Genomic DNA, 24,047 nt, shown 5'->3' with positions numbered 1-24,047 from the left:
TCCGCGCCTGTGATCGACGCCAGCGGTACGCAAGCGTACCGAAGTGGCGCCCCAGTGTGGTACGCGGTGGTACCGTTGTCCAGTGTCCGTTCCCGCCGCCGCCGGTCCCGTGGGTGCCGCCGGCTCCGCGCACCGCGACCGTCTCGTCCAGGCGATGATCACCCTCGTCGCCGAGCGGGGGTACGCGGCCGTGACCGTCGCCGACGTCGTCGCGGCCGCGCGGGTGTCAAAGCGGACGTTCTACCAGCACTTCTCCGACCGCGAGGACTGCTTCCTCGCCGCCTACGTGGCCGCCGCCGAGCAGCCGCTGACCCGGATCGCCGAGGCCGTCGCGCCCGTCGTCGAGGCCGCGCCGGACGCCGCGCCGCCGTCTCTCGCCGACGAGGTGACGGCGGGCACGTCGGCCTACCTGGCCGCCCTCGCCGAGCAGCCGGCGCTCACCCGCACCCTGCTCACCGAGATCAGCGGGCTCGGTCCGCGCGGCTGGCGGGTGCGCCGCGAGGTGCTCAACCGCTTCGCCGAGCAGCTCTCCGTCCTCATCGCCCTCGGCGCCGCGCGGTGGGCCTCGGGGGAGGAGGGCCCCGCGGCGGTCCCCGAGCTCGCCGGCGTGCGCGGGCTCTCGCACCCCACCGCCGTCGCGCTCGTCGGCGGCATCAACGAGCTGGTCCTCGACGCCGTCGAGGACGGGCGCGGCGACCGGCTCGCCGAGCTGACCCCGACGGTCACCGAGCTGATCCTCGCGGTCATCGACCGCACCGCGCACCCGTCCTGATCGACGCGGCGTCCGGGCTGCGGCTGGTCCGGACGTGTGACGGGGTCCGGCGGGCCTCCGCGACCCGTCCGAGGACCCCCGGACGAGCGGGGGGCGCTCGGCGGCCCTGTGGCCTGCGTATCCTCATCGATCACGACGGCCCCGCGGTCGGCAGCCGAGAGCCGGCCGGGCGTCCCCCGACGCCCCGTCACGCGAGGCGCGAGGTGAGACGGCGATGAACCGACCCGGCGGACCCCCCGGCCGGGGGCGACCTGGTGGCGGCCCGCCGCCCGGGCCGCCCGGACCCCCTCCCGGCGGACCCCCGCCCGGCCGTCCGGCGGGTCCACCTCCGCAGGCCCCGCGGCCCGGCGGGTTCCAGATGCCGGGGCGCGGGCGCGGCGGCGGTGGGGGCCGCGGCGGTGGTCGTGGTGGCAACGGGGGCGTCCCCGCGCCGCCGCCCGGCGGCCCGCGCCAGCAGCCGACCCGCGTCGGCGCGCCCGACTGGAACCGCGACCCCCAGGTCGGCTTCGACCCCGACGTCGCCCGCGCGGCCCGCGAGCAGGGCGGGCCGCGGCAGTCCTGGCGCGACCGGATGCCCGAGCGCCCCGCCTGGTCGCGGACCGGGGGTGGCGGCGGTGGCGGCCGCCGGGGACCGCTCGCGCACTGGAGCTGGCCCAAGCGCATCGGCGCCGTGCTCGCCGTCATCGTCCTGCTCTTCGTCGGCTTCGGGATCTACCTCGACACGCAGATGACGCGGGTCGACGCCCTGCCCGAGTACGAGGGCTCGGCGAGCTCCGGCACCAACTGGCTGATCATCGGCTCGGACAGCCGCGCCGGCATCGACGACGCGGCCGCCCAGCAGCTCTCCACCGGCGAGGTCGACGGCAGCCGCACCGACACGATGATGCTCGTGCACGTCGGCGGCTTCGGCGGCCAGACGTCGCTGACGAGCCTGCCGCGCGACTCGATCCTGTCCATCCCGGGCCACGGCCGGGGCCGCCTGAACTCCGCGTACGGGATCGGTGGCCCGAAGCTGCTCGTGCAGACCATCGAGCAGAACGCCGACATCGAGATCGACCACTACGCGGAGATCGGCTTCGAGGGCTTCGCCGGCATGGTCGACGCCATCGGCGGCGTCAACATGTGCCTCGACGAGGCGATCGACGACCCCAAGGCGGGCATCGACCTGCCGGCCGGCTGCCAGGACCTCGACGGCCCGAACGCGCTGGGCTTCGTGCGGACCCGCGCGTTCCCCAACGCCGACCTGCAGCGCATCCAGAACCAGCGCAAGTTCCTCTCGGCGCTGATCTCCGAGGCGTCGAGCCCGACGGTGCTGCTCAACCCCTTCCGCATCGTGCCGTTCGCGAACTCCGCGATCGCCACGCTGACGGTCGACGACGGCACCCACGTCTGGAACCTCGCGAGCCTCGGCTTCGCGATGCGCTCGCTCTCCGGCGGCAGCGGGGTCACCTCGACGGTCCCGATCGACCTGTCGACCAGCGTCTCCGGCGGCGTCGTGTGGAACAAGCAGAAGTCCGCGCAGTACTTCGACGCCATTCGCGAGGACGAGACGATCCCCCAGGACCTGATCACCGGCGGGTGACCGGGTGACCGGGTCCCGGGGGAGCGGGCCTCAGGCGGGCGGGTCGACGAACTGGACGGCGCCGGTGGAGACGCCGGCGACGTACAGTCGGCCGGTCTGCGGGTCGACGCCGAGCGTGTAGGGGTTCTGGATCGTCGCGACCCGGGCGACCTCGCGGGGCTGGGGCGCGGCCATGTCGTAGCCGACGACCTCGTTGGTGCCCGAGGACGCGACCCAGAGGCGGTCGCGGGCGGGGTCGTAGGTGATGCCGTAGGGCCCGCCGGGCTGAGGCACGCGGGCGACCTCGCGCGGCCCTCCGTTCGGCCCGGTCGTGGGCTCGAAGACGATCACGGCGTCGCCGCGGGTGTCGGTGGCGATCATGCGCCCGTGGCGGTCGGCGACGAGGTGGGTCGGCCCGGCGCCGGACGGGGCCTCGCCGACGATGCGCAGGGTCGCGACGTCGTAGGTGGTCAGCGTGTTCTTGCGGACGTCGACCATGCCGACGGTGTCGCCGACCGGGGCGACGCCCGCGGGCTGCACGGCGTCGGTGAAGACCTTGACGACCTGGTCGCCGCGCACCGCCGAGACGGTCCCGCCGAGCTCGTCGGCGGCGATCACGGTGCCGTTCGGGGCCTGGGTGACGTCGTGGGGCACGGTGCCGACGACCAGCGGCGGGTCGGCCTGGCCGCCGGGGAGCGCGACGCGGACCACGGCGTTGGCGCTCTCGACCGGCACGAGCACCGGGCCGCCCGGTGCGGCGAGCTGGAGGTGGCGGACGAAGCCCGGCAGCGGGGTGCGGGTGCGGATCGCGCCGGTGTCGGCGTCGAGCAGGACGAGCTCGTTGGGGTTGCGCTTGGCGACCGCCACGGTGCGCGTCACCGGGTCGACCACGACGCCCTCGGGCGCGGACCCGACCTGGACCTGGCGCCCGGGCGGGGTCGCGGTCGGCGCGGGGGCTCCCTGCGGCTCGGCGGCCAGGGGCAGCTGCTCCGTCGGCGGGCGGGTGCCCTCGGTGGGGACGCCCGGCGGGAGGAAGCCCGTGGTGGTCGTGGGCGGTGTGGCGGGGGCCGGCGGTGGCGCGGGTGGCTGGTTGCTGCACCCGGCGAGCGCGAGGCCCGCGATCAGGCCGAGGGTGGCCGCGGTGCGGGCGGTGCGTCGTCGCATGGGGCGGGAGTATGGCGCTGCTCCCGTGGGGTCCGCGCGATGACGCCGACCGGCGCAGTGCTGCGGGCCGGTCGGCGTCTGCGTGGGCTCAGGCGTGCGTCAGCCCTGGTCGGCGGACAGCGCGTGGGCCGGCGTCGGCGCGTTCGCGAACTCCTCGACCAGCGTGCGGCAGAACGCCGGCAGGTCGTCGGGGTTGCGGCTCGTGACCAGGCCCTGGTCGACCACGACCTCCTCGTCGACCCACTCCGCGCCGGCGTTGCGCAGGTCGGTGGCGATGCTCGGGAACGAGGTCATGCGGCGCCCGCGGACGACGTCGGCCTCGATGAGCGTCCAGGGCGCGTGGCAGATCGCGGCGACCGGCTTGCGGTTCGCGAAGAACTGCCCGACCACCTGGACGACGTCCGGGATCGTGCGCAGCAGGTCCGGGTTGGCGACGCCGCCCGGCAGCACGAGGGCGTCGTAGTTCTCGATCTTGACCTGGGTGATGACCGCGTCGACGTCGAAGCGGTCGCCCTTGTCGAGGTGGTTGAAGGCCTGGATGGAGCCGGGCGTCTCCGAGACCAGCACCGGGGTGCCCCCGGCCTGCTCGACCGCCTTCCACGGCTCGGTGAGCTCGACCTGCTCCGTGCCCTCCTTGGCGCAGAGGAACATGATCGTCTTCCCCTGCAGCGGCGTGCCGTTGTCGGCCATCTCGTGCAGCGCTCCCTCACGTCATGGGTACCCTCGGGGGGTATGCAGCCGTTCCCGATGAGGGACGGTGCTGTGGACGCGAGGGGCTCCCCCGGCCCCGCCGTGACGAAACGGAGGCCGTGATGGCCAGCACGACCCTGTCGGTTCCCGAGATCCACTGCGGGCACTGCAAGTCGGCGATCGAGGGCGCGGTCGGGCCGCTCGAGGGCGTGCGCACCGTCGAGGTCGACGTCGACGCCCGCAGTGTGCGCGTCGACCACGACGACGCCGTCACCGTGCGCGCGCTCGTCGACGTCATCGAGGACCAGGGCTACGACGTCCCCGACCAGGAGGCCCTGGCGGGCTGAGCCTGCTCGGCCTTCTCAGGCGCTCTTGCTGCGGCGGCCCTTCGCCGTCGTGGCCTCGTCGTCCTCCTCGGACTTCTTCTTCGAGGACGAGCTCTTGGACCGCGTCGACTTCTTCGGCGCCTCCTCGGCCTTCTCCTCGGAGCCCTCCGCGGCCTCCTCGGTCTTCTTGGTCCGGGAGCGGGAGCGCTTGGGCTTCTCCTCGGCCGGGGCTTCCTCGGCCTTCTCGTCGGCGCTGGCTGTGGCGGGCTCCTCGGCCGGGGCCTTGCCGCCGGCCGCCTCGACGCTGCGCCGCAGGGCAGTGAGCAGGTCGGTCATGTCGTCGCCCTCGTCGGCCGGGGCGGCCTCGGGGGTCGGGCGTCCGCCGCCGTGCTCGCGCTTGTACTCGATGAGGTCGGAGACGGCCTGGCGGTAGTCGTCCTCGAACTGGCTGGAGTCGAACTCGCCCGAGAGGCTCTCGACCAGCGAGGACGCCATCTGCATCTCCTGCGGACGCAGGTCGACCTCGGTGCGCAGGGTCTCGAACTCCGGCTCGCGCACCTCGTCGGGCCACAGCATCGTCTGCAGCACGATCGCCTCGTCCCGGACCCGCAGCAGCGCCAGCGTCTCGCGCTGCCGCAGCGCCACCTTCACCACGGCCATGCGGTCGGTCTCGCGCAGGGCCTCGCGCAGCAGCGCGTAGGGCTTGACCGCCTTGCTCTCCGGCTCGAGGTAGTAGCTCTTGTCGAGCAGCAGCGCGTCGATCTGGTCGGACGGCACGAACTGCACCACGTCGATCTCGTGCCCGGACGCGACCGGCAGCGTGGCCAGGTCGTCGTCGTCGAGCATGATCAGCTGGCCGTCGTCGGTCTCGTAGCCCTTGGCGATCTCGGAGTACTGCACCTCCTCGCCGCAGACCGAGCACGTGCGCTTCTGGCGGATGCGGCCGCCGTCGCGCTCGTGCACCTGGTGGAAACGGATGTCGTGGTTCGTGGTCGCGGCGTACAGCCGCACCGGCACGTTCACGAGCCCGAACGACACCGCGCCGTTCCAGATCGCGCGCATCATCGGCCCCTCTCGATGGTCACGGTGCGCGGACGGTCACCGTGCGTCGGACCCAGCATGCCCCACCGGCACCATTCGTCCCAGTCAATGACGCGCCGACCCCGGTCCCCGTGATTGTCGGTGGGCGGAGGCACGATGACCGGGTGCGTCCGATGCTCCCCGTCCCCGGCGACCTGCCGGTCGACGGCGGCTGGAGCTACGAGGTCGACTGGGCGGGCGTCCGGCTGCTCGCCGACGTCGACCAGGGCGAGCTCACCCTGCGCACCGCCGACGGCGAGGACGTCACCGCCCGCTTCCCCGAGTTCGCCGGCCTCGTCGACGCCGTCGCCGACGGCCTGCTCGACGGCGAGGCCGTGATGCTCGACGGGGGCAGCCCGTCGGGCGAGGCCCTCGGCGAGCGCCTCCGCCTCGCCGACGCCCAGCGCGCCCGCGCCATGGCCCGCGAACGGCCGGCGGTGTTCATGGTCTACGACGTCGTGCGGCTCTACGGCGTGCCGCTCGACCCGCGCCCGCTCGAGGAGCGGCGGGCCGTGCTCTCGCGGCTCGACCTCTCGCAGTCCACCCGCATCCAGATCTCCCCGGCCTACGACGACGGCCCCGCGCTGCTGTCGGGGGTGATCGCCCAGCACCTGTCCGGCGTCATCGCGAAACGCCGCGGGACGCCGTACCGCCCGGGTGACTCCGGCGGGGACTGGATCCGCGTCGACCCGACCCTCGCCGCCGGCCCGTCCCTGCTCCCGGGGGTCCCGGTCCCGGCGGCGGCCTCCAGCGCGCCGGCCCCGTCCCGCCGGCCCCGCCACGCCCGGCGCGAGCGCACGCCCCAGCACGACACGCTGTTCTGAGGCGCGCCCGCCGGCGTCAGGCCGGCTGGTCATGGTCCACCAGGGCGCCGAGCCCGTCGTCGCGCAGGCGCCGCGAGGGCCTCAGGTCGAGGGCCGTGGGGTCGGGGACGGGTCCGGGCCCGATCATCGCCGAGAGGTCGGGTCGGGAGTCGGGTTCTCGATCAGCTGTCGGCGTCGGTGTCGGCGGCTCGGTCGTGATCGGGAGCAGGACGGGGCGGATCGTGCGGTAGCGGCGGCCCGAGGGCGTGGTCCAGACCGTCGACCCGTCGGGACCGCGCGCGACGGCCCAGCCCGGCAGGTGCTTGATCCGGTGGTGGTGCCGGCAGTCGGGATCGAGGTTGTCGGCGGCCGTGCGTCCGGCGGGGTCGAGGGGGTCGAAGGGCACGACGTGGTCGAGGTCGCACGCCTGCGCGGGCACGCGGCAGCCCGGGAAGGTGCAGGTGAGGTCGCGGTTGCGGACGTGCTCGGCCATCGCCGCGGGTGGTCGGTAGCGGCGGTGCCCGACGTCGAGGACGGCGCCGGAGACGGGGTCGGTGAGGACCCTGCGCCACGTCGCGTCGGCCTCGGCGGCGAGGGCCCGCGCGGCGTCGGCGGTGATCGGGCCGTAGCCGATGAGCTCTGCGGGACGGTCGTCGAGCCCGAGGAGCGTGTCCGCGGGGATCACGACGCGCACCTGGACGTTGCGCGGCAGCCGGAGGGGCGCGAGGCGGGGTGCGGTCTTCGGGCTTGCCGGTGGGGTGGGCGGCGGGGTCGCGGCGGGGACGTCGTCGTCCTCGGGGCTGCGCGGCGTCGGCACCGGCGCGCCCTCGTCCGGCGAGGAGCCGTTCGTCGTCCGCCTGCCCGGGGGTGGGCACGTGCACGTGCCGGGCTCGGCGGGCGGCTCCGGTTCCATGTCCGGCACCACCCCGGCCGCCGCGAGCGCGCCGAGGGCGACGAGGTCACCCAGGGCGTCGGCGCGCCGGGCGTCGGGGGAGCGTTCGCCGTCGTCGGCCGGGTCCTCGGGGGCGACGCGCCGGGAGTGCGCGTCGATCGTGCGGTAGAGCAGCAGGGCCTCGGCGGCGGGCAGGTAGGCGGTCACGGTGGCCATGCCGTGGTCCTCGGCGCTCAGGTGCACCCCGCGCTCGCGGGCCGCGGCACGTTCGCGGCGGCGGGCGCTGCCGGGGTCGAGGCGGACGGCGGCGCGGCGGGCGGTGCCGGCGAGCTGCGCGGGGGTGCGGGCGATCTGCTCGCCGGCGGCGGTGCCCTCGAGCAGGTCGCGGCAGATGCGCTCGCGCAGCGCGGGGTCGAGGTCGAGCAGGACCGCGCCGACCGCGCGGACGTGGGCGAGCCCGAGCCGCCCGTCGAGCATCGCCTCGACGAGCAGCGGCAGCCCGCTCACCAGGCTGACGGCCTCGTCGACCCGGCGGGTGGCGGTGCGCTGGGCGACCTGCCAGGTGAGCGCCAGCTCGGCGACCACCGACTCGACCTCGGCGCTCACGCTGCCGACGTGTTCGTCGAGCGGCGTGCCACGCGGGCGCCGCTCGGCGCGCTCGACCGCCCGGGAGACCAGGGCCTCGACCGTCAGCATCTCCTGCGCCTGGGCCCACGCCGTCATCCGCGCCCACCCTGCGACCCGGTCGAGGCCCTCGCCGTTGGCCGCCTGCCACGTCGCCTCGCCGGCCGCCGAGTGGTCGGCCGGGTCGGGAGACGGGGCCAGGAGCTCGGCCGCGACCAGGTGCTCGGCCAGCTCCGGACCTGGGACGGCGCCGGCCAGCGCGCTCTCGGCCACGAATCCTTCGAACATGTGTTCGAGTAGAGCACACCGCACCGACAGCGCGGAGCGGATTCGCTGAGACCGCCTCAGCTTCCCCGCGCGAGGAGTCCGCTGAGCAGCACGGCGGCGCCTCAGTCGACGAGCGCCTCGCCCGCCTCGTCGGCGGCGTCGAGGGCCTCCGAGGTCCAGCCGATCACGCGCCCGCCGGTGCGGCCGAGCTCGCGCATCGACTCCAGGAACTCGCCCTCCGTGCCCTCGAGGTCGATCCGGACCTCGCGGCGGGCGGTGCGCGCCCCGTCGAGGGTGGTCCGGGCCTCGTGGCCGGCGGTGAGGGTCGCCAGCAGCCCGCCGGTCGAGGCCAGCGACCCGCGGGCGGCGCCGAGGCGGCCCAGCGCGTCGTCGAGCGACGACAGCAGGGCCGAGCGGTTGCCCTCGGTCATCGCGGCGGTGAGCTCGGGGCGGGTGGCGGCGACCCGGGTGCCGTCGGTGAAGGACCCGGCGGCCAGCGCGAGGGCGAGCTCGCCCCCGTCGGCGCCGACCGCGGCGAGCACCGCGGCGAACAGGTGCGGCAGGTGGGAGATGCGGGCGACGGCGAGGTCGTGCTCGTCGGCGGCGGCCGGGACGACGACCGCGCCGCACGCCAGCGCGAGGGCGGCGACGTCGACCCAGACCTCGAGGTCGGCGTCGTCCTCGGTGGCGACGACCCACACCTTCTCGTGGAACAGCTGCAGCGAGCCCGCGTCCCAGCCGGAGAACTCGGTCCCGGTCATCGGGTGGCCGCCGACGAACCGGGTCGCGGGCGCCAGGCGGGCCACCGACTCGGCGACGGGGAGCTTGACGCTGGTGACGTCGGTGAGCCGGCAGCCCGGGGCCTCGCGGGCCACGGCGGCGAGCACGTCGTCGAGTGCGGTCAGCGGCACGGCCAGCACGACGAGGGCGTCCTGCGCGGCGGCGCGGGCGAGCGCCTCGTCGACCGAGCCGGCGATGTCGTAGCCGTCGGCGGCGGCCTTCTCGGCGGTCGTCGTCGAGGCGGACGCGCCCCAGGCGTGACGCCCGGCGTCGGTGGCGGCGCGCAGCAGCGAGCCGCCGATGAGGCCGAGCCCGATGACGCACACCGGGCGCTGCTGGGCGGCGGCGAGGGTGGCACCTGCGGATTCCACGTCGGCGAGGGTAGGGCGACCCGGGAGAGTGAGGACGATGCGCCCGAACAGGGGTCTCAGCCCGGCCGGAGGGCGTCCATGACGTACCCCGAGTACAGGGCGACCCCGGCGACCATCGAGTCCTCGTCGAACACCACGCGGTTCGAGTGGTTGGGCGGCGCCTCGGCGGGGTCGACGTCCGACGGGCACGCGCCGAGGAACGCCAGCGCGCCGGGCACGCGCCCGAGGACGTAGGAGAAGTCCTCCGAGCCCATGATCGGGTCGGGCATCGGCTCGACGAAGCGCGAGCCCAGCACCGAGCGGCCCACGTCGGCGACGCGCTCGGCGACGTCGGGGTCGTTGACGGTGACCGGGTAGCCGGCCTCGATGTCCACCTCGCACGTGCACCCGTAGGCCGCCGCGACGCCCGTGCACACCTGCCCGATCTCCTCGAGCACGCGGCCGCGGGTCTCCTCGGAGAGTGTCCGCACCGTGCCCTCGAGCAGGGCGGTCTCGGGGATGACGTTGGTGGTGGTGCCGGCGCTGATGTGGGACACGGTGAGCACGGCGGGGTCGAACGCGCTGATCCGCCGGGTGATCATCGTGTGCAGCGCGCCGACCATCGCGGCCGCCGCCGGGACGGGGTCGAGCGCGTCGTGCGGGGCGGAGGCGTGGCCCCCGCGCCCGGTGACGCGGACGTGCAGGTCGTCGGACGACGCCATGATCGAGTCCGGCCTGGTCTGCAGCGTGCCGGCGCCGAGGCGCGAGGTGACGTGCAGCGCCATCGCCGACTCGGGGACGCCGCCCGGCCCGTCGGCGGAGAGCAGGCCCTCGTCGATCATCGTGCGGGCGCCGTGGGCGCTCTCCTCGCCGGGCTGGAACATGAACACCGCGGTGCCCGCGAGGCGTTCGCGCCGACCCGTGAGCAGCCGGGCGGCCGAGGCCAGCATCGCGGTGTGCAGGTCGTGCCCGCACGCGTGCATGGCGCCCTCGACCTCGGAGGCGAACGGCAGCCCGGAATTCTCCTCCATCGGCAGCGCGTCCATGTCGGCGCGCACGAGCACCGTCGGCCCCGGCTGCGCGCCCCGCAGCACCGCGGTGACGGAGCTGCAGTCGCGGCCCGTGTCGATCTCGAGCGGGAGCTCGCGCAGCGCGGAGAGGACCGCCGCCTGGGTGACCGGCAGGGTCAGTCCGATCTCGGGGTTGCGGTGCAGGACGCGGCGCAGCGCGAGCGTGCGCGGTTGCAGGGACCGTGCCTCGGCCAGCAGCGCCCGTTCGGGAGCCCTGTGGGCCGCGCGACGACCACCCGCTCGCCGCTCCGGAGCACTCACCCGTCCGATCCTGGCACCCCTGTCGTGTGCTCGCGGCGTGCGCGATGTGGTCCGTTCACCCCTGCGCGGTCCCCCGGACGCCCGGAGGCAGTGCGACGACGACCGTCCGGCGCCCGTGACCTCGCCGGACTTCCACGCAGACACACCCGCCCCTACCGTAGAGGTATGGCAGGCCAGGGCCCTGGAGGCTCCACCGCGACACGCGGCGGTGCGGGAACCGTCGCACCCCTCGACGGGTGGGCGGTGGCCGTGACGCGCGAGGAAGGACGCTGGCGCGCGGTCGCGATGGACCGCGGCAGCCTGGCCGATCTCGACTCCGCCATCAGTGCCCTGCGTGCCCTGCGCTCCACCGGCGCGGTGCTGGGTCTCCTGGACGTCGACGACGAGTTCTTCGTCCTCGTACGCCCGACGCCCGGCGGGGTGGCCCTGCTGCTCTCCGACGCGGTCGCGGCGCTCGACTACGACGTCGCCGCCGACGTGCTCGACCTGCTGCGCCTCGAGGTCCCGGACGAGGACGAGGCCGACGACGACCCGTGGCCCGAGGGCGATCTCGGCATGCTCGCCGACCTCGGCGTGCCCGAGGACGAGCTGGCGGTCCTCGTCGAGGAGATCGATCTCTACCCGGACGAGCAGCTCACCGCGATCGCCCGTCGCTGCGGGTTCGCCGACGAGCTGGCGAAGGTCGTGGAGACCGCTGCTCCGTAGTCACGACCAGTGGATGGGTCGGGCGCTCGAGATCGCCCGGACCTCGGGTGACGACGTGCCCGTCGGGGCGCTGGTCATCGACGCCGACGGCCGCGAGCTCGCCGCCGCCGCCAACGCCCGCGAGGCCACCGGCGACCCCACCGCCCACGCCGAGATCCTGGCGCTCCGGGAGGCGGCGACGCACCACGGCGACGGCTGGCGCCTGGGCGGCTGCACGCTCGTCGTCACCCTGGAGCCCTGCACGATGTGCGCGGGCGCGGCCGTCCTCGCGCGGGTCGACAAGGTCGTCTTCGGTGCCTGGGAACCGCGCACCGGGGCCGTCGGTTCCCTGTGGGACGTGGTGCGCGACCGGCGGCTCAACCACCGCCCCGAGGTGGTCGGCGGCGTGCGCGAGGCGGAGTGCGCGGCGCTGATGATCGATTTCTGGCCCGGTCGAGATCGCGAGCAGAGCGTCCCGTAGCCTGGTCGGCGGTAGCGTGTCCGAGCGGCCAAAGGAGCGCGCCTCGAAAGCGCGTGTGGGTTCTGCCCACCGTGGGTTCGAATCCCACCGCTACCGCCCCGAGAACGACGAAGGGCCCCTCCCGATCACCGGGAGGGGCCCCTCGTCGTGTCGGGACCGCTAGTGCACGGCCTGCCGCGTGAAGTTCGGCGGGATGATCAGGTCCTCGGGGACGAGGTCGTGGACCGACTTCTTGCCCAGGCCCATGAGTCCCGAGCCGATGCCGCTGCGCAGGATCTCCAGCACGTTCTCGACGCCCGGCTGGCCGGCGGCGGCGAGGCCCCACAGGTACGCGCGGCCGATGGCGACGGCGCGGGCGCCGAGCGCGAGGGCCTTGACGACGTCGCTGCCCCGGCGGATGCCGCCGTCGAGGATGACCTCGACGTCGCGGCCGACGGCGTCGACGATCCCGGGCAGCACGCGGATCGGCGCCGGGGTGGAGTCGAGGTTGTTGCCGCCGTGGTTGGACACCTGGATCGCGGTGGCGCCGGCGTCGACGGCGCGCTTGGCGTCGTCGATGCGCGTGATGCCCTTGACGCAGAACGGGCCGTCCCACTGCTCACGCAGCCAGGCGACGTCGGCCCAGGTGGGGGGCGGGGTGAACATCCACTGGCCGTAGGCGCCGAAGAACGTCGGCGCGTCCTCGCCCTGGGTCGGGATGTTCGGGACGGTCAGGTCGGGGATCTTGCCCGAGCGCAGGAACTGGAGCCCCCACTTGGGGCGGGAGGCGCCCTCGGGGATGTACTTGAGGATCGTCTTCCAGTCCATCTTCTCCGGGATGGCCGGGCTGCCCCAGTCGCGGCCGTGGGAGAACGACCAGTCGAGGGTGACGATGAGGCCCTTGGCGCCGGCCTTCTTCGCGCGCTCGGCGCGGGCGGCGAGGGTCTCGCGGTCGCCCACCCAGTACATCTGGAAGAACGTCGTCGGGTTGGCCTCGACGACGTCCTCGACCGCCCGGCTGGCGAACGACGACAGGCCCATCGCGGTGCCCGCGTTCTTGGCGGCGCGGGCGACGGCGACCTCGCCCTCCGGGTTCACGGCCTGCACGCCGGTCGGCGAGATGATCACCGGCAGCGAGACGTCCTGGCCCATCACCGTGGTGGACAGGTCCTTCTCGAACGGCAGGTCGCACACGTGCGGGAGGAACTGCAGCTCGCGGAAGGCGTTGACGTTGTCCTCGAGCGTCGCCCCCGCCTCGCTGCCGGCCACCAAGGCGCCGTACACCGACTTCGGCAGGTTCTTGCGGGCGCGCCGCTGTGCCTCGGCGACGGACTCGAACCACTGACCAGCCATGGAAACCCTTCCGCGTGACGTGCTTCATCGCAGACTATCCGCGCGTGGGCCCCGGCACGGTGTCCGCGCGGACGGTCCGGGGGCTGCCCGTTCGGAGGGGTTCGTCACCGCCGGGGCGGGGGCCCGGTCGAGGCCCGCACCACGAGCTCGACCGGTAGCCGGTGCTCGTCGGCGGTCGCGTGGGGGCGCAGCAGCAGCTCGGCGGCGCGGCGGCCCTTCTCCCGGTGGGGCTGGCGCACCGTGGTCAGCGCGGGGTGCGCGTCGGCGGCGGCCGGGACGTCGTCGAACCCGACGATCGACAGGTCGCCGGGCACCGAGAGCCCCGCGTCGGCCGCCGCGGCCAGCGCGCCGAGGGCGAGCTCGTCGCTCATCGCGAGCAGGGCCGTGGGACGGGGGCGCCTCGCCAGCAGCGCGGCGGCCTCGCGCCGGCCGGCGTCGCGGCCGTAGGGGAGGCGCTCCTCGACCGGCACCGCCGACCAGCGGTGGCCCGCGGCCTCGACCGCCTCGCGGTAGCCGATCAGCCGCTCGCGCGAGGCGCGGTAGCGGGCGCGGTCCTGGCGGTCCTGGTCGACGGTGCCCTCCCACCCGTCGTCCACCAGCGGCATCGCCAGCACGCCGAGCCGGGTGTGGCCGAGGTCGAGCAGGTGGCGGGCGGCGGACGCGGCGCCGCGGCGGTCGTCGATGCCGACGTGCCCGGCGTTCGGGAGCCGCGGTCCGTCGACGACGACGAACGGGAGCCCGCGGTCGACGATCGCCGCGAGCTTGCCGTCGATCGGGACGTCGCAGTAGCAGATGACGGCGTCGACGAGGGCCACGCGCGCGACCGCTCCCGCCGGGCCGCCGCTGATCAGCACGAGCGCGAGGTCCTCGTGCTCGCAGACCTCGCTGACGCCCTGGAGGAACAGCACGGCGGCCGGGTCGCTGAACGCGAACGACATCGGGTCGTCGTAGACCAGGCCGAGCGCGTTGACCCGGCCCCGCGAGAGCGTGGCGGCGAGGGGGTGGGGCCCGGAGTAGCCGAGCTCGCGCGCGGTGCCCAGCACCCGGTCGCGCAGGGCGGCGCTGAGCCGCTCGGGGTGGTTGTAGGCGTTGGAGACCGTCGCCCGGGAGACGCCGAGGGCGTCGGCGACGGTCGCGAGCGTGACCCGCCCGCCCCGGCGCCCGTCGGTCTCCACGCAGCGATTCTCCCGGACCTCGACGGGACCGGGGAGACGGCCGGTTGGTGAACCGGTTCAAGACCAGGTCGATCGACTTCTCTCGAGCCCTTGTGCGCCCGTCCTTTGAACCGGTTTAGTAGGTGCCATGACACTCCGACGAGACTGGTTCGCGCAGGCGCAGCGGCTGCTGGGGATCGGCGCGGCGGCCCGGGAGGTCGCGCGGGAGGCGGAACGGGTGGTCGCCCGGGCGGCCACGTGCGAGCGGCTCGCCGCGGTGGAGGGCGAGATCGCGTTCCTGCTGGTCGACGACCGCGTCCCGGCCCGCGGGCGGCGGCTGTGGGCGCTGGAGCAGGCGCGGGACGATCTCCGGGCGGAGCTGGGGTCGGCCGGCCCCGGGTGATTCCCTCCGAACGGCCGAACCGTCGGCGACCCCTGGGCGAACGGTGCCCAGGAACCCGACGAGGAGGTGGCCGTGGTGGTCGAGGTGGTGACGCCCCTGACGCCCGTGCGTACCGACGAGGTCCCCGCCACCGACGGCGGGGCGGCCGCGGCCGACGCCGCGCTGGTCGCCCGGATCGGCGGGCGCGAGCAGGCGGCGCTCGACGCGCTCTACCAGCGCTACGGTCGGCCCGCGTACTCGCTGGCGCGCCGGATCTGCGGCGACGAGGGGCTCGCGGAGGACGTCGTCCAGGAGGTCTTCCTCGCGCTGTGGCGGGACCCGGGCCGCTTCGACCCCGGGCGCGGGACCGTCGCCAGCTGGCTCATGACCCTCGTGCACCACAAGGCCGTCGACGCCGTGCGCCGCGAGGCCACCCGGCGTCGCCACCACCCGACCACCGGCGAGCCCGACGAGGGCGTGCCGGCGGCGGGCCCGTCGGCGGCCCGCCAGGCGCTGGGTGCGGTGATCGGCGAGCAGGTGCGCGCCGCGCTGCACCGGCTGCCGACCGAGCAGCGCACGGCCCTCGGGCTCGCCTACTACGGCGGCTACTCGCAGCGGGAGGTCGCGAGCCTGACCGGCGTGCCCATCGGCACCGTCAAGTCCCGGATGTTCGCCGGTGTGGCGCGCCTGCGGGTGCTGCTCGGGCCGGCGCTGGGGACCTCGGCCGCGGACGCCCTCGGGGACTTCGCGTGACCACGTGCGACCTGCGTGACGACGCCGTCGGCCACGCCTTCTCCGCCCTCGAGCCGGACGAGGACCGCGTCCTCGAGGCCCACCTGCCGCACTGCGAGTCCTGCCGGCGGGCCCACGACGAGGCCCTCGACGTCGTGGCCGCGCTGGGCGCGGCGGTGCCGCCCGTCGAGCCGCCCGCCGGGCTCCGGCAGCGGATCCTCGACGCCGCGCGGGCCGAGCCGGGGACGGTGGTGAGGCCGCCCGCCCCGGACCCGGCCCCGGAGGCCCCGTCGGTCGAGGTGCCCGCGCCCCGTCCCCGCCGGCGGCTCCTCACCGCGGTGGGCGGGCTGGTCGCGGCCGTCGTGCTGGGCGTCGGCCTGATCGTCGCCCAGGGCGTCCTGCCGACGCAGTCGACGCCCGCGGACGACCCGGTGACCGCGCTGTCTGCGCGGGCCGACCGGGTCGTCGACGACGCCCACTCCCGCGACCCGGCCGCGCGGACCACCGTGCTGCGCTCCGAGACCGGCACCCCGGCCGCGGTCCTCGTCGACCCGGGCGACGCGACCGCGCCGGTCCGCCTCGTCGCGCTGGACCTCCCGGCCACGGGCAACGCGCGGGACTACGTGGTCTGGGCGACCGGCATGCCCGGCAACGCGCCCGAGGCGGTGGCCGTCATGGACCCGGACGACGGGATGACACGCCCGCTCGCCGCACCGGAGGGGCCCGCGACGCCGGACCGGCCCGGACCGCGCGGCTGGGCCGTGTCGATCGAGCCCACCGGCCCCGTGCCCGCCCGGCCGTCGACGGTCGTCGCGATCGGCCTGGTGGCGAGCTGACGGCGCCTCACCCGCACGCCACCCGTCGTTCCACCGTTCGTCGCTGCTCGGTGGTCCCCGGTCGCAGTCCGCGCGTGCCGCGTCGGCGACTTCGGTGTCAGCGTCGGGCCGCGCGTCTACCGTGGACCGTGCCGGCGATCACCTCGTCGGCACGCGGCGCGACGTGTCGGGGAGGAGGCGCCGATGACGGACGTGGCGACCCTCGGGCTCTCCGGCCCCACCGTCGACACCGCCGTCGGCACCACCGCCGGTGAGGCCTCGCCCGGCCGGCCCATGGTCGCGAGCGCGGGCGACATCCCGCGCGGCGCGGGCTGGGCGTTCGAGTTCGTGTGGGACGGGCTGCGCTGCCTCGCCCGCACCGGCGCGGACGGGCTGAGCCTCGTCACCGAGGCGGGCCGCGACGTGACGTCCCACTTCCCGGAGCTGGGCGTGTCGGCCCCGTGGACGAGCACCGAGGGGCTGGTGCTCGACGGGGTCGTCGTCGCCCTCGACGGGGTCGGGCGGCCGAGCGCGGGCAAGCTGCGCCGCCGCCACCGCGTCGCGCACCCCTCCGAGGTCCTCCAGGCCCAGGTGCCGGTGTCCTTCTACGTGTTCGACGTGCTGGAGGTGGCCGGCGCCTCGACGCGCCGCCTGCCCTACCGTCAGCGCCGCGAACTGCTCGCCGAACTCGATCTCTCCGGGAGCCGTGTCGTGATCCCGCCGTTCTTCACCGGCGTCGCCGCCGAGGCCGTCATCGACACGGCGCGGCGCTACGGGCTCGACGGGGTGGTGGCGAAACGCCTGGAGTCGACCTACCAGGTCGGCCGGCGCTCGCGGAGCTGGATCGAGGCGCCCGTGCGCCGCACCCAGGACGTCGTCGTCGGCGGCTGGGTCCCGGCGCGCGACCGGCCCGGCACGGTCGGCGCGCTGCTCGTCGGCGTCCCCGGCGAGGCGGGCCTGAGCTACTCGGGGCGGGTCGTCACCGGCGTCACGGCGGCTGCGCGGCGCGAGCTCGACGGGGTCCTCGCGGCCCTCGAGCGCCCGGTCAGCCCGTTCTCCTCCCCGCTGCCCGAGAGTGACGGCGGCCCGGTGCACTGGCTGGCGCCGCGCCTCGTCGGGCAGGTCGAGCACCGGCGCTGGACCGCCACCGGCCTGCTCGAGCGCCCGACCTGGCAGGGCCTGCGCTCGGCCCACCCCGCGACGGTCGCCGCGCCGGTCCTGTCCGCGCCGGTCGTCGACACCGACCTGGAGCTCGACGACCTCGAGGTCGCCGACGTCCCCGCCGCCCGCCGCGTCGCGCGGACCCCCGCCGACGTCGTCGCGGTGCCGTCCAGCGAGGACGTCGAGTCGGCGCTGCGCTCGCGGTTCTCGGCGCACTTCGTGCACAACACGCTCACGGCGATCGCGTCCTACGTGCGCACCGACCCGGGCCGCGCGCGCGAGCTGCTCACCGAGTTCGCCGACTTCACGCGCTACTCGTTCCGCTCCGGCGGCGAGCTGACCACCGTCGGCGACGAGCTCCACAACGCCGAGCGCTACCTCCTGCTCGAGCAGGCGCGCTTCGGGCAGCGGCTGCGCGCCGAGGTCGCGGTGGCGCCCGAGGTGCGCGGGGTGCTGGTGCCGCCGTTCGTGGTGGCGCCGCTGGTGGAGAACGCCGTGCGCCACGGCATCGAGCCGGTGCCCGGCGGCGGCTCGGTCAGCGTCTTCGCGTCCGGCTCGGGGTCCGACTGCGTGATCACGGTGTCCGACGACGGCGCCGGCATGGGGCCGGAGGCCACGCGCACCGCGTCGCAGGTCGACCGTCGTCACGGCGGCATCGCCGAGGTGTCCCGCCGCCTGCACGCCACGTTCGGCTCGCAGTGCGACGTCCACGTCGACACGCGTCCCGGCGTCGGCACGGCGGTGCGCCTGCGGCTCCCGGCGGTCACCGCCTCGGCGACCGAGCCCAGCCGGGTGCTGGTGGGCTGAGCTCGCTGGTCGGACCCGCGACCGCGGGCAGGCCGGACGGCTCGGGGCCGTCCGGTCCACCCGCGGGCCCGTGGGCCCTGGAGCCGTCCTCAGTCGTCGTCGCCGTCGTGCACCACGCTGCACGTCGCGTCGGGTGCCGCCGTGTCCGAGGGCGAGAGGACGTCGGACAGGATCGGGATGCCCGCCTCCACGCCGCAGGCCTGGACGGGCAGGACGGTGAGGTCGTTGAGCAGGTTCACCCCGGACTCGGAGTCGTCGACGACGACCCCGGGATCGTCGTCGTCGACGACGACGGGGTCGGCGAGCGCGAACGGGGCGGCGGCGAGCAGCCCGGCGCCGGTGAGGGCGACGATCGAGGCAGTGCGACGGAACATGAGTGGTCTCCTCGCGAAGGGGCGAATCAAGGAGACCGTTCGTCGCATCTGCAGCTGCGGTGAACGGCCCGCGTGGACTCAACCCCGCCGCCCGGGACGCGGCAATCGGTGCGACGAAGGGCCACCGGAAAGCGTGGTGGTCGGTTGGGCGAGACGAGCGGTGGGCACGGCACGTCGAACGGTCGGCGCGACGGGGTGAACGGCGAGCGCCGGAAGGGGAGCGAGGAGCGCGTGGAGGCCATCGCGGTCGACTGGTCGGGCGATGCCCGAGCGGCCCGTCGGCGCATCCGCATGGCGTCCGCGGTTCCCGGTCGGCTCGTGGAGGTCCGCGCCGGGCTCGACCGCGACGGGGTCGCCGCGCTGCTGCGCGAGCGCGCGGCGTCGGGACCCGTCGTCGCCGGCCTCGACTTCTCGTTCGCGCTGCCGGCCTGGTTCGCGCGCGAGCACGGGTGCGCCGACGTCGCCGCGCTCTGGGACCTCGTCGGGCGCGAGGGGGAGCGCTGGCTGCGGGAGTGCCGGCCACCGTTCTGGGGCCGCGGGGCGACACCGCGCCCGCCGCTCGACCCGGCGCGCCCGCCGTTCCGCGTCACCGAGGAGGCCGCGCGCGCCGACGGGCTCGCGCCGAGCTCGACGTTCCAGGTCGGCGGCGCCGGCGCGGTCGGGACGGGCTCGCTGCGCGGGATGCCGCACCTCGCCCGCCTGCGCGCGGCCGGGCTCGCGGTGTGGCCGTTCGACGACGCCGGCGCCGCGACGCTGATGGAGATCTATCCGCGGGTGCACACCGGGCCGGTGGTGAAGCGCTCGCCCGCGGCGCGCCGCGAGGCCGCGGGCAGCGACCCGCGCATCCCCGCGGCGCTGCTCGACGACGTCGTGGCCACCGAGGACGCCTTCGACGCGGCGTTCTCGGCGCTCGCGATGGCCGAGCACCTCGACGAGCTGGGGTCGTTGCGCGCGGCACCGCCGGAGCGCCCCGAGGCGATCGAGGGCGCGCTCTGGCGCCCCCGACCGTGAGCTCAGACCCGCGTGCGGGGTGCCGCCGGCGGGACCTCCCGGAAGGCCTCGCGCACCGCCCGGCGCGGGTCCGCCGAGCGGATCTCGGCCAGCGGTTCGCGCAGCTCGTCGAGCTGGCGGCGGACCTCCGCGAGGTCGGCGGCGGTGTCGACCTGCTCGCGCAGTGACGCCGCGTGCCCCTTGAGCTGCTTCACGACGCCCGCGAGCGAGCGGATCGCGCCGGGGAGGCGCTCGGGGCCGATGACGAAGAAACCGACGAGGGCGAGCAGGACGAGCTCACCCATGCCCAGACCGAACACGGCTCAGCTCCTCTCGGGGGTGGGGTCGGCGTCGGGCAGCGGGGACGCGCTGTCGTCGTCGAGGTCCTCCCAGCCGGGGTCCCGGCGCGCGCGCCGGCGGTCGTGGAGGCGGCAGACCTGGATGGCCAGCTCGAGCAGCACGCACAGCGCGGCGCCGAGCACGCCCATGGAGATCGGATCACCGCCCGGCGTCGCGATCCCGGCGAAGAGGAAGGCGCCGAAGATCATGGCGCGCCGCCAGCTCGCGAGCTTGCGGTAGGAGACGACGCCGACCCGGTTGAGCATGACCACGACCAGCGGGGTCAGGAACCCGACACCGAAGACGACCATGAGCGACAGGACGAGCGAGTAGTACTCGTCGCCGCGCAGCGCCGTGGTCTGCACCGAGTTGCCGATCATGAGCAGGAAGCTCAGCGCCTGGGCGACGACCAGGTAGGCCAGCACGGCCCCGCCCGCGAACAGCACCGACGCGGTGCTGATGAACGCGACCGCGCCGCGCCGCTCCCGGCTCCGCAGCCCCGGCGTCACGAACGCCCACAGCTGGCCGAGCCAGCCCGGGGCGGACAGGACCACGCCGGCCGTCGCCGCGACCTTGACCCGCAGCAGGAACTGGTCGAAGGGACCCGTCGCCAGCAGCCGGCAGTCGGTGCCGTTCAGGCCCGCCCGGGCCGACGGGGGCAGCGAGCAGTACGGCTGGATCAGCAGCGAGCCGAGGCTCGGTACGCCGAGCACCGAGTTCTCGTACCAGACGAACCCCAGCACCGTGCCGACGGCGATCGCGAGCAGCGCCCAGGCCAGGCGGCGGCGCAGCTCGAGGAGGTGGTCGAGGACCGACATCGTCGCCTCGGGGTCCCGGCGCCGTCCGGGCCACCACCGCGGGAGCCGATCGCTCCAGCGGCGCGTCGTGGAGGGCACGGGTCAGACCGTCGTGCCGTTCGTGGTGCGCACCGGCGCACCGTTGACCGGCGCGGGCTCCACGGCGGCCGGCTCCTTGGCGGCCTCCTTGGGGGCGTCCTTGTCGTCGTTGGCGAGCGCCGAGGTCTCGGCCTTGAAGATGCGCAGCGAGCGCCCGATCCCGCGCGCGGCGTCGGGCAGGCGCTTGGCGCCGAACAGCAGCAGCAGGACGACGAGGATGATCAGCCAGTGGGACGGGCTCAGGGCTCCGGTCATGACGGTTCCTTCCGGGGAGCGTGCGGGGGAGGGGGGAGCGGGCGGCGGCTCACATGTTCGCGGCGCCCTGCTTGATGGCCTCGCGGATGCGGCCGTAGGTGCCGCAGGCGCACATGTTGCGGATCTCGTCGATGTCGTCGTCGGTGACCGATCCGCCCTCGGCCTTGACCTTCTTGACCAGGTCGACGGCGGCCATGATCTGGCCGGGCTGGCAGTAGCCGCACTGGGGCACGTCCCGGTCGATCCACGCCTCCTGCATCGGGTGCAGGTCGGCGCCGACGGTGTCGGGCAGGCCCTCGATGGTCGTGATCTCGTCCGTGGGCTTGATCTGGCCCACCGGCACCGAGCAGGGGTTGAAGGCGCGGCCGTTGATGTGGCTCGTGCAGGCCTTGCAGACGTTGATGCCACAGCCGTACTTCGGACCGTTGATCTTCAGCAGGTCGCGCAGCACCCAGAGCAGGCGCACGTCGTCCTCGACCTCGACGGTGACCGGCCGGCCGTTGACCTTGAACGTGTGGGGAGGCACGGGGGAGCTCCTAGCTCGCGGGGTTGAACGCCGGGCCGGCGGCGGACGGCGTCGGGTACGCGGTCAGGCCGTCCACGGGCGACGGGGGCAGCGGCGGGACGAAGGACTTGACCTTGAACGGGACGTCCTTGGTGTGGCCGATCGGGAAGCTGGTGGGCATCTCGCCCGTCGCGCGGGCGTAGGCGCAGGCCACGGCGGCCGTCGCCGCACCCACGGCGAGCTCGCCGGCCCCGCCGGGACGGTCGCCGCTCGGCGGCATGACGATCACGTCGATCTCCGGCGGGGCGTTCCAGTGCCGGGTGTAGCGGTAGTCGTCCCAGCTGCCCTCGAGGAAGTTGCCGTCGCGCAGGTGCAGGCTGCCGGTGAAGACGTGGGAGATGCCCGTCATCACCCCGCCCTCCATCTGCGCCTTGAGGCCGAGCGGGTTGATGGGCAGGCCGACGTCGACCGCCACGGTGACCTTGCGGACGCGCGGACCGGTGGTGGCGCCGCGGATCTCGCGCTCGGCGGTCGCGGCCCGCGTGTCGACCTCGACGAGCACGGCGACCGAGCCCTTGTACTCGTTGTGCACGACGACGCCCTGGGCCACGCCCTCGGGCAGGTCGCGGCCCCAGTCGCCCTCGTCGCGCACCGTCTCCAGGCACGCCTTCGCGCGCTCGTCCTCGACGCGGTCCAGCCGGAACTCCAGCGGGTCCTCGCCCATCCGGGCCGCGAGGCGGTCGACCATGAGCTCCTGGGCGGGCCGGAAGTCCTGGTTGTTGAGGTTGCGGACGCTGCCGGTGGCGAACCGGTCGAAGTCGAAGATCTCGTTGTAGCCGAGCGCGACGGCGCCGAGGTCGTAGGGGACGCTCGCGGTGAGCAGGAAGACCGTCTGCGAGAGCGTGAGCTCGTTGGCGAACGGCAGCTTCGCGGCCTGCGACGTGATCATGTCGCCGAAGGACTCGGTGTAGTCGGTGGCGACGCTGGTGTGCCGCTGCTCGAAGCTGACGACCTCGGTGCCGCTGAAGGACGCCCGCACCCGGGAGATGCACATCGGGTGGACGCGGCCGGCCCGGCACTCGTCGGCGCGGTGCCACATGAGCCGCACCGGCTTACCGATCTCCTGGGACACCCGCGCCGCGTCCAGCGCGACGTCGCTGAAGAGCCGGCGGCCGAAGGCGCCGCCGCCGCGGGGGACGTGGACGGTCACCTGACCCGGGGTCATCCCGAGCACCTGGGCGATCTGGGACTGGGTGACGATCGGGATCTGGCTGGGGGTCCAGATCTCCGCCTCCCCGTCGCGGACGTCGGCGATGGCGACGTTCGGCTCCATCGCGGCGTTGCTGCGCCAGTAGAAGACGAACTCCTCGTCGATCGTCTCCACCGCGCCCACGCCGTCGAGGGCGGCGGTCGCGGGTTCGGTGACGAGCGGGAGCACCCCGCCGGCCTCGTCCAGGGGGCCGGGCGAGGGCAGGTTCGCCGGCGCGTCCGCGGCACGCAGCTGCGCCAGGATCGTCGCGTCCGACTCGTCGTCGACGTTGCCGCCGCCCCACGTGACGTCCAGGGCGTTCACCGCGTCGATGCACTGGCCGAAGGTCCGCGCCCGCACCGCGACCGCCGAGGACGTGGTCCCGCGCCCCGGCTCGGCGTCGGTGGAGATCTCCACGACGTCGGTGACGCCGGGCATCGCCTTGACCTCGGCCAGGTTGTTCACCGACTCGACGGTCCCCTTGATCGTCGGCGGCCGGGCGATCATGGTCGGCAGGGCCTCGGGGACGTCGAGGTCCATCGTGTACTTCTTCTGGCCGGTGACCGCGGCGCGGACGTCGTCGCGGCGCTGCCCCTTGCCGATGATCTCGAACTCGTCGACCGGCTTGAGCTCGGTGATCGCCTCGCGGGTCACCGAGTTCGCCGCGGCGGCGGCCAGCTCGGCGAACGGGACGCTCGAGCCGGCGGTGGAGAGGACCCGCCCGCCGGTGGTGCGGAGGTTCTCGGCCTCGTCGCCGAGGATCGTCGCGGCCGCCTCGACCAGCTGCCCGCGGGCCAGCGCCGCCGCCACCCGGACCGGCGTGTAGATGGAGATGACCGAGGCCGAGCCCTGCGTCTGCTGGTTGAACAGCAGCTCCGGGCGCGCGTCGGCCAGGGTGACGGTGACGTCGGAGACGTCGATGCCCATCTCCTCGGCGATGAGCATCGCCGCCGTCGTCGTGATGCCCTGGCCGCTCTCGGCACGCGGGATGCTGAACGAGACGGTGCCGTCCTCGTTCACGACGATCGTGATGAGGTTCGCCGTGGGGCGGGTGGAGTCGAGCAGGAGGTCGGACAGGTCGTAGACCTCCGACACCTCCGGGGTCGGCGACGGCAGGGCCTGCGCCTCGAGCACGCCGTCGGCGGTGAGCTTCACGCCGACGGCGAGGGTCGGGGCGGCGATGAGGTACCCGAGGAAGCGGCGGCGCTGCATGCCGCTAGGCGCACCCGCCGTCGTCTTGTTCGCGACCGG

General features: G+C 74.9%; 25 protein-coding genes and 1 tRNA gene. 12 read left to right on the top strand and 14 right to left on the bottom strand.

Annotated features, from left to right (window positions below; genetic code table 11):
- Positions 1-82: 82 nt before the first annotated feature.
- Positions 83-772: a TetR/AcrR family transcriptional regulator gene (locus tag EV188_RS11985; protein ID WP_133826509.1), complete on the top strand. Its 690-nt coding sequence runs from the start codon at positions 83-85 to the stop codon at positions 770-772.
- A gap of 358 nt (positions 773-1,130) precedes the next feature.
- The gene (locus EV188_RS11980; RefSeq protein WP_243741644.1) at positions 1,131-2,354 is read left to right on the top strand and encodes an LCP family protein; all 1,224 of its coding nucleotides are present in this window, start codon (positions 1,131-1,133) and stop codon (positions 2,352-2,354) included.
- A 30-nt stretch (positions 2,355-2,384) separates the two neighbouring features.
- Here the strand turns inward: EV188_RS11980 and EV188_RS11975 are convergent, their stop codons facing one another.
- Both EV188_RS11975 and EV188_RS11970 read right to left on the bottom strand, forming a co-directional pair.
- Complete coding sequence (locus tag EV188_RS11975) at positions 2,385-3,497, bottom strand: NHL repeat-containing protein (protein WP_208114156.1); 1,113 nt, start codon at positions 3,495-3,497, stop codon at positions 2,385-2,387.
- Positions 3,498-3,596: 99 nt separating this feature from the next.
- On the bottom strand, positions 3,597-4,187 hold the full coding sequence (locus EV188_RS11970; protein ID WP_133826508.1) for a type 1 glutamine amidotransferase domain-containing protein: 591 nt from the start codon (positions 4,185-4,187) through the stop codon (positions 3,597-3,599).
- A 122-nt stretch (positions 4,188-4,309) separates the two neighbouring features.
- Between EV188_RS11970 and EV188_RS11965 the strand changes: the two genes are divergently transcribed.
- On the top strand, positions 4,310-4,534 hold the full coding sequence (locus tag EV188_RS11965; protein ID WP_133826507.1) for a copper ion binding protein: 225 nt from the start codon (positions 4,310-4,312) through the stop codon (positions 4,532-4,534).
- 15 nt (positions 4,535-4,549) lie between these two features.
- Here EV188_RS11965 and ku read toward each other — a convergent pair whose 3' ends face one another.
- Complete coding sequence (gene ku, locus EV188_RS11960) at positions 4,550-5,578, bottom strand: non-homologous end joining protein Ku (RefSeq protein ID WP_243741643.1); 1,029 nt, start codon at positions 5,576-5,578, stop codon at positions 4,550-4,552.
- 149 nt (positions 5,579-5,727) lie between these two features.
- Here ku and EV188_RS11955 point away from each other — a divergent pair, with 149 nt between their 5' ends.
- The gene (locus EV188_RS11955) at positions 5,728-6,417 is read left to right on the top strand and encodes an ATP-dependent DNA ligase (RefSeq protein ID WP_243741707.1); all 690 of its coding nucleotides are present in this window, start codon (positions 5,728-5,730) and stop codon (positions 6,415-6,417) included.
- Positions 6,418-6,433: 16 nt separating this feature from the next.
- On the opposite strand, the gene EV188_RS11950 is transcribed toward EV188_RS11955, so the two are convergent.
- The 3 genes from EV188_RS11950 to EV188_RS11940 all read right to left on the bottom strand — a co-directional run bounded on the left by EV188_RS11950 (position 6,434) and on the right by EV188_RS11940 (position 10,640).
- Positions 6,434-8,200: an HNH endonuclease signature motif containing protein gene (locus EV188_RS11950; protein WP_133826505.1), complete on the bottom strand. Its 1,767-nt coding sequence runs from the start codon at positions 8,198-8,200 to the stop codon at positions 6,434-6,436.
- Between the two features lie 101 nt (positions 8,201-8,301).
- A complete protein-coding gene (locus EV188_RS11945; RefSeq protein WP_133826504.1) occupies positions 8,302-9,330 on the bottom strand; it encodes a prephenate dehydrogenase in 1,029 nt (342 codons plus the stop codon).
- 56 nt (positions 9,331-9,386) lie between these two features.
- On the bottom strand, positions 9,387-10,640 hold the full coding sequence (locus tag EV188_RS11940) for a M20 metallopeptidase family protein (RefSeq protein WP_133826503.1): 1,254 nt from the start codon (positions 10,638-10,640) through the stop codon (positions 9,387-9,389).
- A gap of 165 nt (positions 10,641-10,805) precedes the next feature.
- Between EV188_RS11940 and EV188_RS11935 the strand changes: the two genes are divergently transcribed.
- The 3 genes from EV188_RS11935 to EV188_RS11925 all read left to right on the top strand — a co-directional run bounded on the left by EV188_RS11935 (position 10,806) and on the right by EV188_RS11925 (position 11,901).
- Positions 10,806-11,345, top strand: a complete 540-nt coding sequence (locus EV188_RS11935) for a tRNA adenosine deaminase-associated protein (protein ID WP_133826502.1) — start codon at positions 10,806-10,808, stop codon at positions 11,343-11,345.
- Complete coding sequence (locus tag EV188_RS11930) at positions 11,335-11,805, top strand: nucleoside deaminase (protein WP_279536744.1); 471 nt, start codon at positions 11,335-11,337, stop codon at positions 11,803-11,805. The genes EV188_RS11935 and EV188_RS11930 overlap by 11 nt, the downstream gene beginning before the upstream one ends.
- Before the next feature lie 10 nt (positions 11,806-11,815).
- A tRNA-Ser gene (locus EV188_RS11925) sits at positions 11,816-11,901 on the top strand.
- Between the two features lie 63 nt (positions 11,902-11,964).
- Here EV188_RS11925 and mftD read toward each other — a convergent pair.
- Both mftD and EV188_RS11915 read right to left on the bottom strand, forming a co-directional pair.
- The gene (gene mftD, locus EV188_RS11920) at positions 11,965-13,137 is read right to left on the bottom strand and encodes a pre-mycofactocin synthase MftD (RefSeq protein WP_133826500.1); all 1,173 of its coding nucleotides are present in this window, start codon (positions 13,135-13,137) and stop codon (positions 11,965-11,967) included.
- Between the two features lie 104 nt (positions 13,138-13,241).
- Complete coding sequence (locus EV188_RS11915) at positions 13,242-14,312, bottom strand: LacI family DNA-binding transcriptional regulator (protein WP_133826499.1); 1,071 nt, start codon at positions 14,310-14,312, stop codon at positions 13,242-13,244.
- A 127-nt stretch (positions 14,313-14,439) separates the two neighbouring features.
- Between EV188_RS11915 and EV188_RS11910 the strand changes: the two genes are divergently transcribed.
- The 4 genes from EV188_RS11910 to EV188_RS11895 all read left to right on the top strand — a co-directional run bounded on the left by EV188_RS11910 (position 14,440) and on the right by EV188_RS11895 (position 18,188).
- Entirely contained in the window at positions 14,440-14,694 is a 255-nt protein-coding gene (locus EV188_RS11910; RefSeq protein ID WP_133826498.1) for a hypothetical protein, read from the top strand.
- A 72-nt stretch (positions 14,695-14,766) separates the two neighbouring features.
- Positions 14,767-15,426 carry an RNA polymerase sigma factor gene (locus EV188_RS11905; RefSeq protein WP_243741642.1) on the top strand — a complete coding sequence of 220 codons (660 nt, stop codon included), beginning with the start codon at positions 14,767-14,769 and terminating at the stop codon, positions 15,424-15,426.
- Positions 15,423-16,241: an anti-sigma factor domain-containing protein gene (locus EV188_RS11900; protein ID WP_133826496.1), complete on the top strand. Its 819-nt coding sequence runs from the start codon at positions 15,423-15,425 to the stop codon at positions 16,239-16,241. The genes EV188_RS11905 and EV188_RS11900 overlap by 4 nt, the downstream gene beginning before the upstream one ends.
- A gap of 183 nt (positions 16,242-16,424) precedes the next feature.
- A complete protein-coding gene (locus tag EV188_RS11895; protein WP_133826495.1) occupies positions 16,425-18,188 on the top strand; it encodes an ATP-dependent DNA ligase in 1,764 nt (587 codons plus the stop codon).
- An 89-nt stretch (positions 18,189-18,277) separates the two neighbouring features.
- Here the strand turns inward: EV188_RS11895 and EV188_RS31540 are convergent, their stop codons facing one another.
- Positions 18,278-18,562 (bottom strand): hypothetical protein, encoded by a 285-nt coding sequence (locus tag EV188_RS31540; protein WP_166659848.1) that lies wholly within the window; start codon positions 18,560-18,562, stop codon positions 18,278-18,280.
- Between the two features lie 231 nt (positions 18,563-18,793).
- Here EV188_RS31540 and EV188_RS11885 point away from each other — a divergent pair, with 231 nt between their 5' ends.
- Positions 18,794-19,573 (top strand): hypothetical protein, encoded by a 780-nt coding sequence (locus EV188_RS11885; protein ID WP_133826494.1) that lies wholly within the window; start codon positions 18,794-18,796, stop codon positions 19,571-19,573.
- Between the two features lie 2 nt (positions 19,574-19,575).
- On the opposite strand, the gene EV188_RS11880 is transcribed toward EV188_RS11885, so the two are convergent.
- From EV188_RS11880 to EV188_RS11860, 5 genes are read right to left on the bottom strand one after another with little or no spacing between them, the layout of a single operon-like run.
- Positions 19,576-19,857 (bottom strand): twin-arginine translocase TatA/TatE family subunit, encoded by a 282-nt coding sequence (locus tag EV188_RS11880; RefSeq protein ID WP_133826493.1) that lies wholly within the window; start codon positions 19,855-19,857, stop codon positions 19,576-19,578.
- Between the two features lie 18 nt (positions 19,858-19,875).
- Entirely contained in the window at positions 19,876-20,787 is a 912-nt protein-coding gene (gene tatC / locus EV188_RS11875; RefSeq protein WP_279536723.1) for a twin-arginine translocase subunit TatC, read from the bottom strand.
- A 3-nt stretch (positions 20,788-20,790) separates the two neighbouring features.
- On the bottom strand, positions 20,791-21,042 hold the full coding sequence (gene tatA, locus EV188_RS11870; protein ID WP_133826492.1) for a Sec-independent protein translocase subunit TatA: 252 nt from the start codon (positions 21,040-21,042) through the stop codon (positions 20,791-20,793).
- 49 nt (positions 21,043-21,091) lie between these two features.
- On the bottom strand, positions 21,092-21,568 hold the full coding sequence (locus EV188_RS11865) for a (2Fe-2S)-binding protein (RefSeq protein ID WP_133826491.1): 477 nt from the start codon (positions 21,566-21,568) through the stop codon (positions 21,092-21,094).
- A gap of 10 nt (positions 21,569-21,578) precedes the next feature.
- On the bottom strand, positions 21,579-24,008 hold the full coding sequence (locus tag EV188_RS11860) for a molybdopterin cofactor-binding domain-containing protein (RefSeq protein WP_243741641.1): 2,430 nt from the start codon (positions 24,006-24,008) through the stop codon (positions 21,579-21,581).
- Positions 24,009-24,047 lie beyond the last annotated feature (39 nt).

It is taken from the genome of Actinomycetospora succinea (genome assembly GCF_004363095.1).
GTDB classification, from domain to species: Bacteria; Actinomycetota; Actinomycetes; order Mycobacteriales; family Pseudonocardiaceae; genus Actinomycetospora; species Actinomycetospora succinea.
This window is presented reverse-complemented; position numbering and strand designations above follow the sequence as displayed.